The sequence below is a fragment of the Serratia sp. LTN-2 genome, assembly GCF_059740205.1.
The window spans coordinates 37467-55745 of sequence record NZ_JCAXDO010000010.1 but is presented as its reverse complement, the minus strand read 5'-3'; the positions used below and the strand labels follow the sequence as shown (position 1 = coordinate 55745).

At 61.2% G+C, this 18279-nt stretch carries 16 protein-coding genes; 11 read left to right on the top strand and 5 right to left on the bottom strand.

Features of this window, described 5'->3' with window-relative positions:
- Positions 1-14: 14 nt before the first annotated feature.
- The 7 genes from gdhA (at position 15) to AC6BYQ_RS18365 (ending at position 8465) form a co-directional block, all read left to right on the top strand.
- Positions 15-1358, top strand: coding sequence for an NADP-specific glutamate dehydrogenase (gene gdhA / locus AC6BYQ_RS18395; protein ID WP_019455234.1), 1344 nt, complete (start codon positions 15-17; stop codon positions 1356-1358).
- Between the two features lie 328 nt (positions 1359-1686).
- The gene (locus AC6BYQ_RS18390) at positions 1687-2673 is read left to right on the top strand and encodes an autoinducer 2 ABC transporter substrate-binding protein (protein ID WP_025159885.1); all 987 of its coding nucleotides are present in this window, start codon (positions 1687-1689) and stop codon (positions 2671-2673) included.
- A 105-nt stretch (positions 2674-2778) separates the two neighbouring features.
- The gene (locus AC6BYQ_RS18385; RefSeq protein ID WP_498057319.1) at positions 2779-4278 is read left to right on the top strand and encodes a sugar ABC transporter ATP-binding protein; all 1500 of its coding nucleotides are present in this window, start codon (positions 2779-2781) and stop codon (positions 4276-4278) included.
- On the top strand, positions 4271-5260 hold the full coding sequence (locus AC6BYQ_RS18380) for an ABC transporter permease (protein ID WP_063918350.1): 990 nt from the start codon (positions 4271-4273) through the stop codon (positions 5258-5260). Before AC6BYQ_RS18385 ends, AC6BYQ_RS18380 begins: the two co-directional genes overlap by 8 nt.
- 1 nt (position 5261) lies before the next feature.
- Positions 5262-6215, top strand: a complete 954-nt coding sequence (locus AC6BYQ_RS18375) for an ABC transporter permease (RefSeq protein ID WP_498057318.1) — start codon at positions 5262-5264, stop codon at positions 6213-6215.
- A gap of 13 nt (positions 6216-6228) precedes the next feature.
- Complete coding sequence (locus AC6BYQ_RS18370) at positions 6229-7866, top strand: FGGY-family carbohydrate kinase (protein WP_498057317.1); 1638 nt, start codon at positions 6229-6231, stop codon at positions 7864-7866.
- Positions 7866-8465: an SIS domain-containing protein gene (locus AC6BYQ_RS18365; RefSeq protein ID WP_498057316.1), complete on the top strand. Its 600-nt coding sequence runs from the start codon at positions 7866-7868 to the stop codon at positions 8463-8465. Before AC6BYQ_RS18370 ends, AC6BYQ_RS18365 begins: the two co-directional genes overlap by 1 nt.
- A gap of 27 nt (positions 8466-8492) precedes the next feature.
- On the opposite strand, the gene rsmJ is transcribed toward AC6BYQ_RS18365, so the two are convergent.
- From rsmJ to AC6BYQ_RS18345, 4 genes are all read right to left on the bottom strand, one after another.
- Positions 8493-9239, bottom strand: coding sequence for a 16S rRNA (guanine(1516)-N(2))-methyltransferase RsmJ (gene rsmJ / locus AC6BYQ_RS18360; RefSeq protein ID WP_004931005.1), 747 nt, complete (start codon positions 9237-9239; stop codon positions 8493-8495).
- Positions 9240-9247: 8 nt separating this feature from the next.
- Positions 9248-11290, bottom strand: coding sequence for an oligopeptidase A (gene prlC / locus AC6BYQ_RS18355; protein WP_154871836.1), 2043 nt, complete (start codon positions 11288-11290; stop codon positions 9248-9250).
- A gap of 118 nt (positions 11291-11408) precedes the next feature.
- On the bottom strand, positions 11409-11870 hold the full coding sequence (locus AC6BYQ_RS18350) for an HIT family protein (RefSeq protein WP_019455243.1): 462 nt from the start codon (positions 11868-11870) through the stop codon (positions 11409-11411).
- Between the two features lie 16 nt (positions 11871-11886).
- The gene (locus tag AC6BYQ_RS18345) at positions 11887-12291 is read right to left on the bottom strand and encodes an ASCH domain-containing protein (RefSeq protein WP_019455244.1); all 405 of its coding nucleotides are present in this window, start codon (positions 12289-12291) and stop codon (positions 11887-11889) included.
- Between the two features lie 135 nt (positions 12292-12426).
- Here AC6BYQ_RS18345 and AC6BYQ_RS18340 point away from each other — a divergent pair, with 135 nt between their 5' ends.
- The 4 genes from AC6BYQ_RS18340 to AC6BYQ_RS18325 all read left to right on the top strand — a co-directional run bounded on the left by AC6BYQ_RS18340 (position 12427) and on the right by AC6BYQ_RS18325 (position 17185).
- Positions 12427-13269, top strand: a complete 843-nt coding sequence (locus AC6BYQ_RS18340; protein ID WP_004931012.1) for a 23S rRNA (adenine(2030)-N(6))-methyltransferase RlmJ — start codon at positions 12427-12429, stop codon at positions 13267-13269.
- 130 nt (positions 13270-13399) lie between these two features.
- Positions 13400-14752: a glutathione-disulfide reductase gene (gene gorA / locus AC6BYQ_RS18335; RefSeq protein ID WP_198637091.1), complete on the top strand. Its 1353-nt coding sequence runs from the start codon at positions 13400-13402 to the stop codon at positions 14750-14752.
- A 157-nt stretch (positions 14753-14909) separates the two neighbouring features.
- On the top strand, positions 14910-15404 hold the full coding sequence (locus AC6BYQ_RS18330) for a putative pterin-binding protein (protein ID WP_033636391.1): 495 nt from the start codon (positions 14910-14912) through the stop codon (positions 15402-15404).
- Positions 15401-17185 carry an ATP-binding response regulator gene (locus AC6BYQ_RS18325; RefSeq protein ID WP_063918348.1) on the top strand — a complete coding sequence of 595 codons (1785 nt, stop codon included), beginning with the start codon at positions 15401-15403 and terminating at the stop codon, positions 17183-17185. The genes AC6BYQ_RS18330 and AC6BYQ_RS18325 overlap by 4 nt, the downstream gene beginning before the upstream one ends.
- Here AC6BYQ_RS18325 and AC6BYQ_RS18320 read toward each other — a convergent pair.
- The gene (locus tag AC6BYQ_RS18320) at positions 17175-18026 is read right to left on the bottom strand and encodes a helix-turn-helix domain-containing protein (protein WP_019455248.1); all 852 of its coding nucleotides are present in this window, start codon (positions 18024-18026) and stop codon (positions 17175-17177) included. The two genes, AC6BYQ_RS18325 and AC6BYQ_RS18320, sit on opposite strands and share 11 nt — an antisense overlap.
- Positions 18027-18279: the final 253 nt, after the last annotated feature.

The window sequence follows — 18279 nt, the reverse complement described above, 5'->3', positions numbered from 1 at the left end:
AAAAGGAGTTATCCATGGAATATGCCGCATCGGTAGAGTCTTTCCTGTCCTCGTTACAGCGCCATAACCCCCACCAGCCGGAATATCTGCAGGCGGTGCGCGAAGTGTTCACTTCGCTGTGGCCGTTTATCGAACGCAACCCGCGCTATCGCGAACAGGCGCTGCTGGAGCGCCTGGTAGAGCCCGAGCGCGTCATTCAGTTCCGCGTCAGCTGGGTGGACGATCGCGGCCAGGTGCAGGTCAACCGCGCCTTCCGCGTGCAGTTCAACTCGGCCATCGGCCCCTACAAGGGCGGCATGCGCTTCCACCCGTCGGTAAACCTGTCGATCCTGAAGTTTCTCGGCTTTGAGCAGACCTTCAAGAATGCTCTGACCACCTTGCCGATGGGCGGCGGCAAAGGCGGCTCCGATTTCGATCCCAAGGGCAAAAGCCAGGGCGAGATCATGCGCTTCTGCCAGGCGCTGATGACCGAACTGTATCGCCATCTGGGGCCGGACACCGACGTGCCGGCCGGCGACATCGGCGTAGGCGGCCGTGAAGTCGGCTTTATGACCGGCATGATGAAGAAACTGTCCAACAATACCGCCTGCGTGTTTACCGGCAAGGGCCTCTCTTTCGGCGGCAGCCTGATCCGCCCCGAGGCGACCGGCTACGGCCTGGTGTACTTCACCGACGCCATGCTGCAACGCCACGGCCTGGGCTTTGAAGGCATGCGGGTGGCGGTATCCGGCTCCGGCAACGTGGCGCAGTACACCATCGAAAAAGCGCTGGAGCTGGACGCGCGCGTGATCACCGTATCGGATTCCGGCGGCACCCTGGTGGACGAAGATGGTTTCACCACCGAGAAGCTGGCGCACCTGGCGGAGATCAAAAACCAGCGTTACGGCCGAGTGGCGGATTACGCCCGCGAGCGCGGCCTGACCTATCTGGCGGGCCAGCAGCCGTGGAACGTGCCGGTGGATATCGCCCTGCCGTGCGCCACTCAGAACGAGCTGGATCTCGACGCGGCGCAGACGCTGATCCGCAACGGGGTGAAAGCGGTGGCGGAAGGCGCCAACATGCCGACCACCATCCAGGCCACCGACGCCTTCCTCGACGCCGGGGTACTGTTCGCGCCGGGCAAGGCGGCCAACGCCGGCGGCGTGGCCACCTCAGGGCTGGAGATGGCGCAAAACGCCGCGCGCATCGGCTGGCGGGCGGAGAAAGTGGATGTACGTTTACAACATATCATGGCGGATATTCACCACGCCTGCGTGGAATACGGCGGCGAAGGCAAGCAAACTCACTACGTACACGGCGCGAATATCGCCGGTTTCGTCAAGGTCGCCGACGCCATGCTGGCGCAGGGCGTGCTGTAATCGCCGCAAAGGTGATCTTGTTCACACATCGATTAAATGCTTCAATGCCGGCCTCTGCGCCGGCATTTTTTTCCGCCCTCACGCCGTCAAAATGATCTCAATTTGTTAATTTTAAGTTATCAAGTAGTTTCAAACTACCATTTAATCGGTAGTAAATTTACCACCGCCAAATAATTAAACATTTATTTAACAACAAACCTGTCAATATTTTACTTAAATGTGCGCAGATCACATTTTATTAACTTCAGCTACGCCCCCTCTTCCATTCCTTTGTAATCTGCAGCGGTGGAAAAACCGCCACCCCTACAGATAAAAAAAGGTACAGCTAATGAAATTTAACCTCGCATTATTAAATGCATGTGTGGTTTCTGCGTGCATGTTATCGACAACACCTGTGTTCGCCGCTGATAAATATGAGATCGCCGTGGTCGCCAAAGTGACCGGCATTCCGTGGTTCAACCGCATGGAAACGGGCGTTAACGAGGCGGCGAAAAAACTCGACGTCAACGCCTACCAGACCGGCCCTGCTACGCCGGATCCGGCCGCGCAGGTCAAGGTGATTGAGGATCTGATCGCCAAGAACGTCAACGCCATCATCGTGGTGCCGAACGACGCCAAGGTGCTGGAGCCGGTACTGAAAAAGGCGCGCGACAAAGGCATCGTGGTGCTGACCCATGAATCCCCGGACCAGCAGATCGGCCAGTGGGACATCGAGACCATCGACAGCGAGAAATACGCGCAGGCCAACGTCGATGAGCTGGCGAAAGACATGGGCGGCAAAGGCGGTTACGCGATCTACGTCGGTTCGCTGACCGTACCGCTGCACAACGCCTGGGCCGATTCCGCCATCAAATACCAGAAAGAAAAATACCCGGACATGTTTGAAGTCACCTCGCGGTTGCCGGTGGCGGAAAGCATCGACAAATCCTACGCCACCACGCTGGATCTGATGAAAACCTATCCGCAGATGAAGGGCATCATCGGCTTCGGCTCGCTCGGCCCGATCGGCGCCGGCCAGGCGGTGGCCAAGAAGCGCGCCAAGGACAAAATCGCGGTGGTGGGCATCGCCATGCCGGCGCAGGCCGCCCCTTACCTGATGCGCGGCGACATCAAGAAAGCGCTGCTGTGGGATCCGAAAGATGCCGGTTATGCGCTGGTCACGGTGGCCGATCAGCTGCTGCAGGGCAAGGAAGTGAACAAAGATCTGTCGATCGAGGGGCTGGGCAAGGCCGACGTCGATATGGAGCACAAAGTGATTCGGTTTAATAAGATTCTGGAAGTCACCAAAGACAACGCCCAATCGCTCGGATTCTGATTTTTCGCGTAATTTCGCCACACCGGGAAAATAGTTAAACCCTCGTAGGGGCGCAGCTTTGCTGCGCCCAGGGCTTCGGCCGCTACGCAAGCACAGGTTAACGTTATGACAACCTCCCCCGCATTTATCACCCTGGAGAATATCAGCAAGCGATTCCCAGGCGTGCTGGCATTAGACCAGATCAACCTGACGCTGAATAAAGGCGAAGTGCACTGCCTGGCCGGGCAAAACGGCTGCGGCAAAAGCACCATTATTAAAATCATCTCCGGCGTCTATCAGCCGGAAAAAGGCGCCAATATTTCGCTGGAAGGCAAACTTTTCCACGCCCTGACGCCGCAGCTGTCCGGTTATTACGGCATACAGGTGATCTATCAGGACCTGTCGCTGTTCCCTAACCTGACGGTGGCGGAAAACATCGCCATCCACAGCTACCTGCCCGGCGGCCGCTTCTGGGTACGCCAGCGATTGATGCGCCAGACGGCGCTGGACGCCATGGCGCGGGTCGGCGTGCGTATCGACCCCGATAAAAAAGTGGAAAAACTGTCGATCGCCGATCGGCAGCTGGTAGCGATTTGTCGCGCCATCGCGGCCGAGGCGCGGTTGGTGATCATGGATGAACCGACCGCCTCGCTGACCCGCCAGGAGGTCGACGGCCTGCTGCGGGTGGTCAACGAGCTGAAGGCCGCCGGCATCTGCGTGGTGTTCGTCAGCCACCGATTGGATGAAGTGATGGAAGTCGCCGACCGCATCAGCGTGATGCGCGACGGCAAGCTGGTGGGTACCTGGCCGGCCAGCGAACTGGACAGTCATGAACTGGCGTTCCTGATGACCGGCCAACGCTTCCACTACAGCCCGCTGCCGCCGCTGCCGTCGACCGAACAGGCGCCGCTGCTCGAAGTGCGCAACCTCAGCCGCGGCGAGAAATACCGCAACGTCAATCTGGCGCTGCGCGGCGGCGAGATCGTCTCGATCGTCGGCCTGCTCGGCGCCGGCCGCACCGAACTGTGCCTCAGCCTGTTCGGCATGACGCGGCCGGACAGCGGCGAGATCCGCATCGAGGGCCGAGCGGTACAGTTGCACAACAACCGCGAAGCGGTGCGCCACGGCATCGGTTATGTGTCGGAGGATCGTCTGACGCAGGGGCTGATCATGGATCAATCGATCTACGACAACACCATCGTCACCGTCTTCGATCGGCTGCATACCTCGTTTGGATTGCTGGATCACGCCAAAGCGACCGAGCTGGTCAACCGGCTGATCCGCGATTTGAACATCAAGGTGTCCGACAGCGCATTGCCGGTGAAGACCCTGTCCGGCGGCAACGCCCAGCGCATCGCCATCGCCAAATGGGTAGCGACTCAGCCGAAGATCCTGATCCTCGACTCGCCTACCGTCGGCGTAGACATCGCCAACAAAGAGGGGATCTACCAGATCGCCCGCGATCTGGCGCAGCTGGGTATGGCGGTGCTGATGATCTGCGACGAGATCCCGGAAGCCTATTACAACAGCCATCGGGTGATGGTGATGCGCAAGGGCGAGCTGATCGCCGAATTCGCGCCGCACCAGAGTACCGAACAACAGATCGCCGAGGTGGTGAATGGATAAGTCATTATTGGCCCGCCTGGCCGGGCGGCACGAGTTTTATCTCGGCCTGCTGGTGCTGCTGCTGGCGATCGGCCTGAGCGCCGGCACCGACGAGTTTCTGACGCTCGGCAACCTGACCGACGTCGCCACCAGCTACGCCATTCTCGGCATCCTGGCCTGCGGCCTGTTCGTGGTGCTGATCGCCGGCGGCATCGACATTTCGTTCCCGGCCATCACCGCCATCGCCCAATATGTGATGGCCAGCTGGGTGATCCAGCACGGCGGCAGCTTCCCGCTGGCGTTCGCCCTGGCTGCCGGCGTCGGCCTGCTGCTCGGGCTGGTGAACGGTTTTCTGGTGTACTGGCTGAAAGTGCCGGCGATCATCATCACCATCGCCACCCTCAACCTGTTCTACGGCCTGCTGGTGTACGCCACCAACGGCACCTGGCTGTACGGCTTCCCGGACTGGTTCATGAACGGCATCAACTGGTTCTCGTTCCAGGGCGCCGACGGCTACGACTACGGCCTGACCCTGCCGCTGCTGTGCCTACTGGCGACCATCGTCGTCACCGGCGTGCTGATGAACCGTACCCGGCTGGGGCGCCAGATCTACGCCATGGGCGGCAACCGCGACGCGGCGTCGCGCCTGGGGCTCAACCTGCTGCGGTTGCACTTCTGCGTCTACGGTTACATGGGCATCCTGGCCGGCGTCGCGGCGGTGGTGCAGGCGCAGATCACCCAATCGGTGGCGCCCAACTCGCTGCTCGGCTTCGAGCTGACGGTATTGGCGGCGGTGGTGCTGGGCGGCACCAGCATGAGCGGCGGCCGCGGGTCGTTGACCGGCACCCTGCTCGGCGTGGTACTGCTGGCCTTCCTGCAAAACGGGCTGACGCTGCTCAGCGTCTCGGCCTATTGGCACCAGGTATTCAGCGGCGCGATCATTTTGATCAGCATCAGCACCACCGCCTGGAACGAAAAACGCAAGCTGCTCAAGGAGATCTGACATGACGCAGTTAACTCGGTTGATCCCAAGCGATCGAATCATTCGCCTGCAGGGCGCGATCATCATCGCGGTGGCGCTGCTGTTCGCCGGGCTGCTCGGATCGCGCTTCTTCAGCCTCGGCAACTTCCAGTCGATCGCTTCGCAGCTGCCGATCCTCGGCCTGCTGGCGCTCGGCATGGGCATCACCATGCTGACCGGCGGCATCAACCTGTCGATCATCGCCGGCGCCAACGCCTGTTCGCTGGTGATGGCGGCGATCATCGTCAGCCATCCCGACCAGCCGCTGTTCCTGGTGCTGGCGCTGTTGGCCGGCCTGCTGGTGGCGGTGGCGATCGGCGCGCTCAACGGCGCACTGGTGGCCTGGATCGGCGTATCGCCGATCCTCGCCTCGCTCGGCACCATGACCCTGATCACCGGCCTGAATATCCTGCTGACCAACGGCGCCGTGATCTCCGGCTTCCCGGCGGCGATTCAATTTCTCGGCAACGGCGCCGTGCTCGGCGTGCCGGTGGCGCTGATCCTGTTCCTGCTGGTGGCGATCGGTCTGTGGCTGCTGCTGGAGCACACCACGCTGGGCCGCAGCCTGTACCTGCTCGGTTCCAACGAGCAGGCCACCCGTTTTAGCGGCGTGAACACCGCGCGGGTGCAGATCGCGGTGTATATCCTGTCGGCGCTGCTCGGCTGGGGCGCCGCGCTGCTGATGATGGCCAAGTTCAACTCGGCCAAGGCCGGCTACGGCGAATCTTATCTGCTGGTGACCATTCTGGCCTCGGTGCTGGGCGGCATTAACCCGGACGGCGGTTTCGGCCGCATTCTGGGTCTGGTGCTGGCGCTGATCGTGCTGCAAATGTTGGAAAGCGGCCTCAATTTGCTGGGGGTCAGCAGCTACCTGACCATGGCTCTGTGGGGCGGCGTGCTGATCCTGTTTATCGCGTTACAGAATCGAAAAGCTTAGGAGAAAACAGATAATGGCGAGCTATTTTATTGGCGTAGATGTGGGCACCGGAAGCGCGCGCGCAGGCGTATTCGATCTCAACGGCCGCATGGTCGGTCAGGCCAGCCGGGCCATCGACCTGTATCGGCCAAAGGCGGATTTCGTCGAGCAGTCGTCGGATAACATCTGGCAGGCGGTGTGCAATGCGGTGCGCGACGCGGTCAACCAGGCCGACATCAACCCGATCCAGGTTAAAGGGTTGGGCTTCGACGCCACTTGTTCGCTGGTGGTGCTGGATAAAGAAGGCAAACCGCTGACCATCAGCCCTTCAGGCCGCACCGAGCAGAACATTATCGTGTGGATGGATCACCGGGCGATCGCCCAGGCCGAGCGCATCAACGCCACCAAACACCGGGTGCTGGATTTCGTCGGCGGCATCATTTCGCCGGAGATGCAGACGCCGAAACTGCTGTGGCTGAAACAGCACATGCCCACCACCTGGGCCAACGCCGGCTACCTGTTCGATCTGCCTGACTTCCTCACCTGGCGCGCCACCCAGGACGCCACCCGTTCACTGTGCTCGACGGTGTGCAAGTGGACCTATCTCGGCCATGAACAGCGTTGGGACAAGAGCTACTTCCAGCAGATCGGGCTGGAAGACCTGCTGGAACACGACGCGGCCAAGATCGGCAGCGACGTCAAAATGATGGGCGAACCGCTGGGCCACGGCCTGACCCAGCGCGCCGCCAGCGAAATGGGCCTGATCGCTGGCACGGCGGTGAGTGTATCTATCATCGACGCGCACGCCGGCACCCTCGGCACGCTGGGCGCTACCGGCGTCTCCGGTGAAGTGGCCGACTTCAACCGCCGCGTCGCGCTGATCGGCGGCACCTCCACCGGCCATATGGCGATGTCGCGCACCGCGCGCTTTATCGGCGGCGTCTGGGGGCCGTACTATTCGGCGATCCTGCCGGAATACTGGCTGAACGAAGGCGGCCAGTCCGCCACCGGCGCGCTGATCGATCATGTCATCCAGTCGCACCCGTGCTACCCGGAGCTGCTGGCGCAGGCAAAAACCCAGGGCCAGACCATTTATGAGGTGTTGAACGCCATTCTGCGCCGCATGGCCGGTGAGCCGGAGAACATCGCTTTCCTGACGCAGGACATTCATATGCTGCCGTACTTCCACGGCAACCGCTCGCCGCGCGCCAACCCGACGCTGACCGGCATCCTGACCGGGCTGAAGCTGTCGCGCACGCCGGAGGACATGGCGCTGCACTACCTGGCCACCATCCAGGCCATCGCGCTCGGCACCCGCCACATTATCGAAACCATGAACCACAGCGGCTACAGCATCGACACCATCATGGCCAGCGGCGGCGGCACCAAGAACCCGATCTTCGTGCAGGAGCACGCCAACGCCACCGGCTGCGCCATGCTGCTGCCGGAGGAGAGCGAAGCGATGCTGCTGGGCGGTGCAATGATGGGCACCGTGGCGGCAGGCGTGTTCGACACTTTGCCGGAGGCGATGAGCGCCATGAGCCGCATCGGCAAGACGGTCACGCCGCAGACCAACCAGATTAAAAGCTATTACGACCGCAAATACCGGGTGTTCCACGAGTTGTACAACGACCACATGAAATACCGCCGGTTGATGCAGGAGGAGGCGTGATGCAGCAGGAATGGCGGCAGGCCCTCCAGGGCTGGCAAACCTACAGCCAGGAGCTGGCCCAGCTGGGCGAACGCCTCGACGCGCACACCTGGCAGCGCCTGCTGGCGCTGCTGGCCGACTGCCACGGTAAAATCGCCGTCACCGGCGTCGGCACTTCGGGGATTGCGGCGCGCAAGATAGCCCATATGCTGGCCTGCGTGGAGCGGCCGGCGGTCTATCTCGACGCCACCGGCGCAGCGCATGGCGATCTGGGCTTTCTGCGCGCCGACGATCTGCTGATCCTGATCTCGCGCGGCGGCAATTCCGACGAGCTGACCCGCCTGCTGCCGACGCTGCAGGCCAAGGGGGTGACGCTGATCGCGATGACGGAAAATCCGCATTCTGCCATCGCGCAGGCGGCGCAGCTGACGATCGCTACCGGGGTGCAGAAGGAGATAGATCCGCTGAACATGCTGGCCACCACCTCAATTGTGCTGGTGTTGGCGATCTTCGACGCCGCCTGCGCCTGCCTGATGGCGCGCAGCGGTTATGACAAGGACGCCTTGCTGGCGGTGCATCCGGGCGGCGGCGTAGGGAAAAGTTTGCGGGAACAGCGTTGAGGGCCCGACACGCGGGCCCGGCAGAGATTACAGCGGCATGTAGATATCGAAGCGGTGGCTCTTGGTCAGCGTGGCGGCGTGCGCCGGCACGTCGGCCAGCGGCGGCGCGTAGTCCGGGCGTTTCACCACCACGCGCTTGGTCGCCAAACGGCGCGCCGGTTCCAGCAGGCCGTCGGCGTCATCGTCGCTGCCTACCAGCGATTGAAACACCCGCATCTCTTTCTTCACCAGCGCGCTTTTCTGCTTGTGCGGGAACATCGGATCGAGATACACCACCTCGGGACGCGGGCTGAGATCCGCCAGCGCCGTCAGGCTGGAAGCGTGCAGCAGCGTCAGGCGCTCGCGTAGCCACGGGCCGATTTCCGCATCCTGATAACCGCGCTGCAGGCCGTCGTCCAGCAACGCCGCCACCACCGGATTGCGTTCCAGCATCCGTACCCGGCAGCCCAGCGCCGCCAGCACGAAGGCGTCGCGCCCCAGCCCGGCGGTGGCGTCCACCACGTCCGGCAGGTAGCTGCCCTTGATGCCGACCGCTTTGGCCACCGCCTCGCCGCGGCCGCCGCCGAAGCGGCGCCGGTGCGCCATGGCGCCGGAGACGAAATCGACGTAGATCCCGCCGAGCTTCGGCTCGTCGCGCTTGCGCAGCTCCAGCCGCTGCGGGGTCAATACCAGCGCCATCGGCGCGTCGTCATCAGACGCCAGCCGCCAGCGCTGCGCCAAAACAGACAAGGCGCCGGGATCGGCGCCTGCTTCACACAATAAACACACGCTCACGTGTCGAGTTATCCTTTAATGCCGTAATGGCGCAGCATAGCATCCAGCTGCGGCTCGCGGCCACGGAAGCGTTTGAACAGCGCCATCGGCTCTTCCGAACCGCCGCGCGACAGGATGTTGTCGAGGAAGGATTTGCCGGTTTCGGCGTTGAAGATCCCCTCTTCTTCGAAGCGCGAGTAGGCGTCGGCCGACAGCACTTCCGCCCACAGATAGCTGTAGTAACCCGCCGCGTAGCCGCCGGCGAAGATGTGGCTGAAGGCGTGCGGGAAGCGGCCCCAGCTCGGCGAAGGCACCACCGCTACCATTTTCTTCACTTCCGCCAGCGTCGGCAGGATCTGCGCCCCTTTTTCCGGGCTGTATTCGAAGTGCATGCGGAAATCGAACAGGCCGAACTCCAGCTGGCGCAGGATAAACAGCGCCGCCTGGTAATTCTTGGCCGCCAACAGCTTGTCGAGCATCTCCTTCGGCAGCGGCTCGCCGCTCTGATAGTGGCCGGAGATAAACGCCAGCGCTTCCGGCTCCCAGCACCAGTTTTCCATAAACTGGCTCGGCAGCTCGACCGCATCCCACGGCACCCCGTTGATGCCGGAGACGCCGGCGGTATCGATCTGCGTCAGCATGTGGTGCAGACCGTGGCCGAACTCGTGGAACAGCGTGGTCACTTCGTTATGGGTGAACAGCGCCGGCTGGTCGCCCAGCGGGCGATTGAAGTTGCAGGTCAGGTAAGCGACCGGTTTTTGCAGCGTGCCGTCGGCCTTGCGCAGGCTGCCGACGCAGTCGTCCATCCAGGCGCCGCCGCGTTTGTTTTCGCGGGCGTACAGATCGAGGTAGAAGCTGCCGCGCAGCTCGCCGTTAGCGTCGAACAGATCGAAGAAGCGCACGTCCGGATGCCAGGTTTCGACGTCTTTACGCTCTTTGGCGGTGATGCCGTAGATGCGTTTCACCACTTCGAACAGCCCTTCCACCACCCGCTGTTCCGGGAAGTACGGGCGCAGTTGCTCGTCGCTGATGGAGAACAGGTGCTGTTTCTGTTTTTCGCCGTAATAGGTGATGTCCCAGGCTTCGAGCTCGTCCACGCCATAGTGCTGTTTGGCGAAGGCGCGCAGCTGCGCCAGCTCCTGCTCGGCCTGCGGACGGGCGCGCTTGGCCAGATCGCTCAGGAAGCCGATCACCTGCTCCGGGCTTTCCGCCATCTTGGTCGCCAGCGACTTGTCGGCGTAGGTGTCGAAGCCCAGCAGCTGAGCCAGCTCATGGCGCAGCGCCAGCGTTTCCGCCATCACTTCGCTGTTGTCCCATTTGCCGGCGTTCGGCCCCTGATCGGAAGCGCGGGTGGCGAAGGCGCGGTACATCTCTTCGCGCAGCGCACGATTGTCGGCGTAGGTCAGCACCGGCAGGTAGCTCGGCATATCCAGCGTCAGCAGCCAGCCGTCCTGCTCTTTGGCCTGCGCCATCGCCTGCGCCTGCGCCAGAGCGCTTTCCGGCAGGCCGCTCAGTTCCGCTTCGTCGGTAATCAGTTTGCTCCAGCCCATGGTCGCGTCGAGCACGTTATTGCTGTAGGTGGAACCCAGTTCGGACAGACGCGCGACGATCTCGCCGTAGCGCTGCTGTTTGTCCGCCGACAGGCCGATGCCCGACAGTTCGAAGTCGCGCAGCGCGTTGTCCACCGCCTTGCGCTGCGGCACGCTCAGCGCCTCGAACGCCGCGCCCTCTTTCAGGCTGCGGTAGGCCTGGTACAGCCCTTCGTGCTGGCCGACCCAGGTGCCGTACTCGGACAGCAGCGGCAGCGCCTGTTCATAGGCGGCGCGCAGCTCCGGGCTGTTTTTCACCGAGTTCAGGTGCCCGATCGGCGACCAGATGCGCGACAGGCGATCGTCCGACTCCGCCAACGGCTGACACAGATTGTCCCAGGTGAACGGCCCCGGCTGCGCGACCACGCGCTCTACCGCGGCGCGGCAGTCCGCCAGCGCGGATTGCACCGCAGGCACGATATCTTCAGGGCGGATCGCCGAGAACGGCGGCAGGGAAAACGGGGTCAGCAACGGATTTGTCATAGGGCAGTCCTGATTAGCGTTGAGGCCCGCCGCGGGGGCGAGCCTTAAAATGCGTATGAATCTCTAACATGGAGCCAGACAGCAGGAAAATCAATGCCCGGCGTTGATCGTTCGTGCCTTAAACGGCGCTTTGGCGGATGCGGGCGGCCAGCGCCGCCAGCTGCTCGTCGTCGGCGCGCGCGGCGTCGTGGGAGGAGATATAGCCCTCGTAGCGTTCGAAAAACTTCGGCGAGGTCGATTCGATCGGCCGCCACTGCTCCAGCGACGCGGTGCCGTGCAGCGGGATCAGTTTGGCGTGCACATGATCGACGCCGTAGCCTTCGAACACCATGCCGCAGCGGCCGACGTCGTCGAACGCGCGGTCCAGCTGCTTCGCCACCCGCTTGGTCGCCAGCATCAGCGCGCTCAGTACCTCGTCCGGCAGCTCAAACGCGTAGCTCGGGTGGTGCGCCTTGGGGATCACCACGCTGAAACCGTCGGTGTTGGGAAAGATGGACAGGAACGCCAGATGGTCGTCGTCTTCCCAGATTTTATGGCACGGCGCCTTGCCCGCCACGATGTCGCAAAAAATGCAGCTCATCCTTTCTCCTTGTGATTCACAGCGTTTCAACCAGTTCGAACTCTTCGAACACCAGCCACATGTCCGGCGCAAAAGTGCCCTCGCGGGTAAAGAACTCTTGATGCCCCTGGCGCCAAAACGCCAGGCTTTTGTCGCCTTCGCCCTCTTTGGCCGCCATCTCGGCGGTCATCCGGTCATAGCGCACCAAACGCAGCGCCAGGGTTTTGATCACGCAGGCCGGTTCGCCGCGGCCGTCGAGAATAATGTTATCGTCGCCGATCATCGGCGTTTGCTCCCGGCGATAGCTCGCATAGGAGCTGCAGGTGGCGGTCTTTTCCCCGCTCAGCACCAACTGCAGCAGTTCGTCGGCCAATTCGGGGCCGTCGCCGAACGCCCAGCGCGCCGCGTCGGGGTAGTTTGCCAAAATCGCCTGTTTGCTCATCGTCCTGTCCCTTTCTGTGAACGTCTGCGGCAACGGAGTCCAGTTTTTCCCGGCCAGACAGTTTATACTGTGCAGATTATAAGCCTTATTGCATTGAATGCTCCGCCTGCGGAGCACAAGGAACCGCCACCCGTCATGTTAAGTTATCGCCACAGTTTCCACGCCGGCAACCACGCCGACGTGCTCAAGCACACCGTTCAGAGCCTGATCATCGAGTCGCTGAAGGAAAAAGAGAAGCCGTTCCTGTATCTGGACACCCACTCGGGCGCGGGCCGTTATCAGCTCAGCGGCGAACACGCCGAGCGCACCGGCGAATACCTGGAAGGCATCGGCTTGCTGTGGCAGCGCGACGATCTGCCGGAAGAGCTGGCGGCCTACATGAGCGTGGTGCATAACTTCAACCGTTCCGGCACGCTGCGCTATTATCCCGGCTCGCCGCTGATCGCCCGCCAGCTGCTGCGCCCGCAGGACAAAATCCACCTGACCGAGCTGCACCCGAGCGACTACCCGCTGCTGCGCAGCGAATTCCAGAAAGACGAGCGCGCCAAAGTGCAGCGCGCCGACGGCTATCAGCAGCTGAAATCCCAGCTGCCGCCCCTGTCGCGCCGTGGTCTGATCCTGATGGACCCGCCGTATGAAATGAAGACCGATTACCAGGACGTGGTCAAAGGCATTCAGGAAGGCTACAAGCGTTTCGCCACCGGCACCTACGCGCTGTGGTATCCGGTCGTGATGCGCCAGCAGATCAAACGCATGCTGCGCGATCTGGAAGCCACCGGCATTCGCCGCATTCTGCAGATCGAACTGGCGGTGAAGCCCGACAGCGATCAGCGCGGCATGACCGCCTCCGGCATGATCGTCATCAACCCGCCGTGGAAGCTGGAACAGCAGATGAAAAACGTGCTGCCGTGGCTGCACAAGGTGCTGGTGCCGTCGGGCATCGGCCACCATCTGGTGAACTGGGTGGTACCGGAATAATCCCCAGCCGGGCGCGGTTCGCCGCGCCCGGCCTCCACCTATCGCAGCCATCGACGCAATCTTTGCGACAAACCCCGGTCAGGCGTTAAACTCTTACCCTCTTCAAATTCACAACTCATGGAAATCCCAGATGACGAAACATTACGATTATCTAGCAATTGGCGGCGGCAGCGGCGGTATCGCATCGATCAACCGGGCAGCCATGTACGGCCAAAAGTGTGCGCTGATTGAAGCCAAAGAGCTGGGCGGCACCTGTGTAAACGTGGGTTGTGTACCGAAAAAAGTCATGTGGCACGCGGCGCAGATCGCCGAGGCTATCCATCAGTACGGCCCGGACTACGGCTTCGACACCACCGTCAACGCCTTCGACTGGAAAAAGCTGGTCGCCAACCGCACCGCCTATATCGATCGCATCCACAACTCCTACGATAACGTGCTGGGCAAGAACAAGGTCGACGTGATCAAAGGCTTCGCGCGCTTCGTGGATGCGCACACCGTGGAAGTGAACGGCGAGACCATCACCGCCGACCACATCCTGATCGCCACCGGCGGCCGCCCTAGCCATCCAGCTATTCCGGGTGCCGAATACGGTATCGACTCCGACGGCTTCTTTGAGCTGGACGCCATGCCGAAGCGCGTCGCCGTAGTCGGCGCCGGCTATATCGCCGTGGAGATCGCCGGTGTGCTGAACGCGCTGGGCGCCGAAACGCACCTGTTCGTGCGCAAGCACGCGCCGCTGCGCAGCTTCGATCCGATGATCGTCGAAACCCTGGTGGAAGTGATGAACACCGAAGGGCCGAGCCTGCACACCGAATCGGTGCCGAAAGCGATCGTCAAGAACGCCGACGGCAGCCTGACGCTGCAGCTGGAAAACGGCAAGGAATTCACCGTCGACTGCCTGATCTGGGCCATCGGCCGCGAACCGGCGACCGACAACCTGAACCTCGGCGTCACCGGGGTGAAAACCAACGAGCAAGGCTACATTGACGTCGATAAGTTCCAGAACACCAACGTCAAAGGCATCTACGCCGTGGGCGACAACACCGGCGCGGTAGAGCTGACCCCGGTCGCCGTGGCCGCCGGCCGCCGCCTGTCCGAGCGCCTGTTCAACAACAAGCCGGAAGAACATCTGGACTACAGCAACATCGCCACCGTGGTGTTCAGCCACCCGCCAATCGGCACCGTTGGCCTGACCGAGCCGGAAGCCATCGAGAAGTTCGGCGCGGACAACGTGAAGGTGTACAAATCCTCCTTCACCGCCATGTACAGCGCCGTGACGCAGCACCGCCAGCCGTGCCGCATGAAGCTGGTGTGCGCGGGTAAAGAAGAGAAAATCGTCGGCCTGCACGGCATCGGCTTCGGCATGGACGAGATCCTGCAGGGCTTCGCCGTAGCGGTGAAGATGGGCGCCACCAAGAAGGACTTCGACAACACCGTGGCCATCCACCCGACCGCGGCGGAAGAGTTCGTCACCATGCGCTAACCGCTGCGGTTAGCCAACTCGCAGGCCGGTATTTATCCGGCCTGTTCTTTTTGTGCGGTTTACTATTCCCTTCGCACCCGCCTGCTTTTTCTGCCATTATTCAGCCTGATAAATTAGCGGGACTGATACAACCTCCCCGCGCCTCTGGAGAACACCGATGCTGTTCAAACTATGCAAAACCCTTGCGATGGCCTGCGTGGCCCTGATTATCGCCCAGAGCAGCGCGCTCAGCTTTACCCTGGAAGTGGCGGGCAAGATCGACAACGTGACCGACCCGGTCAACAAAAGCTATCTGTTCACCGATAAGCAACTGTTGGCGATGCCGGTGCGCAGCATCACCACCTCCACCTCCTGGACACCGCAGAGAAAGTTTGAAGGGATTTCGGTGGCCGATATTCTGGAGCGCGTCGGCGCCAAAGGCGAAACGCTGACCTTCTACGCGCTGAACGACTATTACATCGACGTGCCGCTGTCCGACGTCAAGAAGTACAACATGATCCTGGCCTACAAGATGGACGGGGAGATGCTGAAGCTCAGAAACTTCGGCCCGCTGTTCCTGGTTTACCCGCGCGACGCCGCCGGGCCTGAGCTGAATTCGCCGCTCTACAACTCGCGCTTTATCTGGCAAGTCGACCGGATCGTGATCAAATGAAACTGACGACCTTTAAGAACGGCAGCAGGCTGGCGATCCCGGCTATTTTCGCCGCGCTGTTTTTGGTGGCTTCGACCGTTACGCTCTATTACTACAGCGCCACGCTGTCGAAAAAAGGGCTGTACGCCATCGCCGGTACTCAGGAGAACTACTCCTGGTCGATCGCCAAGTTCTCCATCAAGCTGGCGGAATTCGACACGCTGGTCGAACAGCAGAGCCACGCCCCGCAGGTGGACAGCGACAACCTGCGGTTGCGGTTCGAGATCCTCTATTCGCGTTTCTATGTGCTGGAAACCGTCTCTGAATCCACCCAGCCGCTGTACGCCGAACCGGGCTACCCGGAAGTGGTCAAACAGATGCGCCTGCAGATGGATCGCATCGATAAGCTGCTGGACAGCCCGAAAATCGACTTCGGCCAGGTTTTCGCGGCCATGAAGGCCATCAAACCTTACGCCATCGAAATGGCCAACCTGACCGACCACGCCGAGGTGAAGCAACGCACCGCCGCCTATGAGGACTACATCGAGAAACGGCACATCATTTTCTATGGGCTGGTGATCGTCATGTTCTCGGTGATCGCGTTGATCGCCATTACGCTCATCGTGTTCCGTCAGCAGCGGCTGACCATTCGCCAGCAGGCCAAGGCGATCGAGGCGGAGAAAGCGACCCGCACCAAAAACGCCTTCCTCGGCGCCATCGGCCACGAGCTGCGCACTTCACTGCAGAGCGTGATGTCAGCCATCGACGTGCTGGTGAACACCCGGGTGTCGGCGGAACATGCGGACACCTTCCAACGGCTGGAAACCGCCGCGCAGCAAATCGAAAGCCAGATGAAAGATCTGACCGACTACGCGCACCTCGACAGCGGTATGATGGAGCTGCGCATCGTGCCGTTCGACGCGCAGAAGCTGATCGCGGAGACCGCCAACGAAATCGCCACCTTGACCCGCAAAGAGCAGGTCAAACTGAGCTGCGAAGTGGAGTGCAGCCACCTGTTGGTGCACTCCGATCCGCTGCGCATCCGGCAGATCATCGTCAATCTGCTGACCAACGCCTACAAGTACACCGAAAGCGGCAGCATTACGCTGCACAGCTGTCTGCGCCGTCAGCCGGGCGGCAGCTCGTTGATTATCGAAGTGACCGATACCGGCATCGGTATCGAAAAGGACCAGCTCGATCAGATTTTCAAACCCTTTACCCAGTTGGATCAGTCGCATACCAAGCAGTATGCCGGCGTCGGGATGGGGTTGGCGATCGTGCACGGCCTGGTGACGCTGCTCGACGGCACCATCACGGTGTACAGCGAAATCAAGAAGGGCAGCACCTTTATCGTCAGCATTCCGGTGCAGATCAGTGAAGAAGAGCGCGCCGACGAGCCCGCCGCCGCCAATGCCTCTTTGCAGCAGAAGCCGCAGCAGGTCCTGGTGGTGGATGACAACAAGTCGGTGGGGGACGCCTTTGCGGCGCTGCTGGACAAGCTGGGTTACCAGCACGAACTGTGCGATTCACCGGAGCGCGCGCTGCAGAAACTGCTCAGACGCCCTTACGACGCGCTGTTGCTGGATCTGCAGATGCCGGGCATCGACGGCGCCGCCCTGGCCAGGCAGCTGCGCAACCGCCGCGGCCCCAACCGCCATGTGCCGATCATCGGCATCAGCGCCTACACGCCGGAGCAGCTGACGGCGGACCAGCGTGCGCTGTTCGACAACTATCTGATGAAGCCGGTCCGGCTGGATGCGTTGTCGAGCGCGCTGGCCGAGGTGTTTCCCGCTAAAGATTAAAACAACGTTGCAGTGCGGCTTCGATCACATGGAGCCGCACCGGTTTTTCGTAAGGGCCAAGCACGTCGTACTCACGCATCGCTTGCGCTATCTCTGATTCGCGCCGGTCGGTGCCGAGTTCGCCGGTCAGCACCAGCACTGGCGCATCCGGGTTGTCGGAGGCGCGGATGGTGGCGATGCAGCGGTCCGCCGTTTCTTCACCGATCAGCCAATCCACCACGTAACCGTCAAACAGGCTTTGCTGTAACGCCTGGCAGAAGCTGTCGACGTCGTAAAACGCCACCGCGTTGAAACCGCAACCGCCGAGGTACTTGGCCAGCTCATCGGCCGCCTGATGCGAATCGTCCAATACCGCGATGCTCAAGCGCTCGTCGTCGCCGTAACCGGGCCGGATTTCGATCAGATCGACGCCGTAACGTGGGCCTGCCGGCGCCTCATCGGCGCGATAGATCTGCCATTGCCCCTCTACGCGCAGCGCCACAAACTCCGCTGGCCGCCCCGCAGGCAGTTCATCACCGATGTGCCCGACGCAAGGCATCGCCACCCCAGCCACGAAAAAGATGGCATCACGCGCCATGTTTGGCTCGGCGCTCTCATGTTCGGCGCTAAAATCGGCGATCGCCGCCGGCGTTTCTCCCAACGCAGCCGCAACGCTGTTGATCTGCTCCAGCGTCCAGGGACTTTGCCCTTTCAGTTTGCGGTGCGCATGTGAAAAACTCAGATCCAAGATGCGGCTGAGCTCTCGGGCATGCTGACGTTTTCCAATCCCGTAATGTAAAAACAGCTCCCTGACCCGATTGGCAATCGACTGTGAATCGAATTTTTGATGATTGTTATCCATTTGTTCCTTCGATTTTTTTTACTGATTTATCAGTCGTTTTGATTATTTCTGATGAAAAAGCCACATCTAAAACTAGCATCTCATGCAATTATGCGTTAAAAACGTTGCTTGACATACCATGTTGCATCGTCAAACATGGTATCAAAAGAGACATACAGCAATACACTATAAAAAATAACACCAGCACGTTTTTTAATAATAACCATAGTCACACCAGGGAAAATTTGTTCCGTTGCCGCTACTGAGACGATGC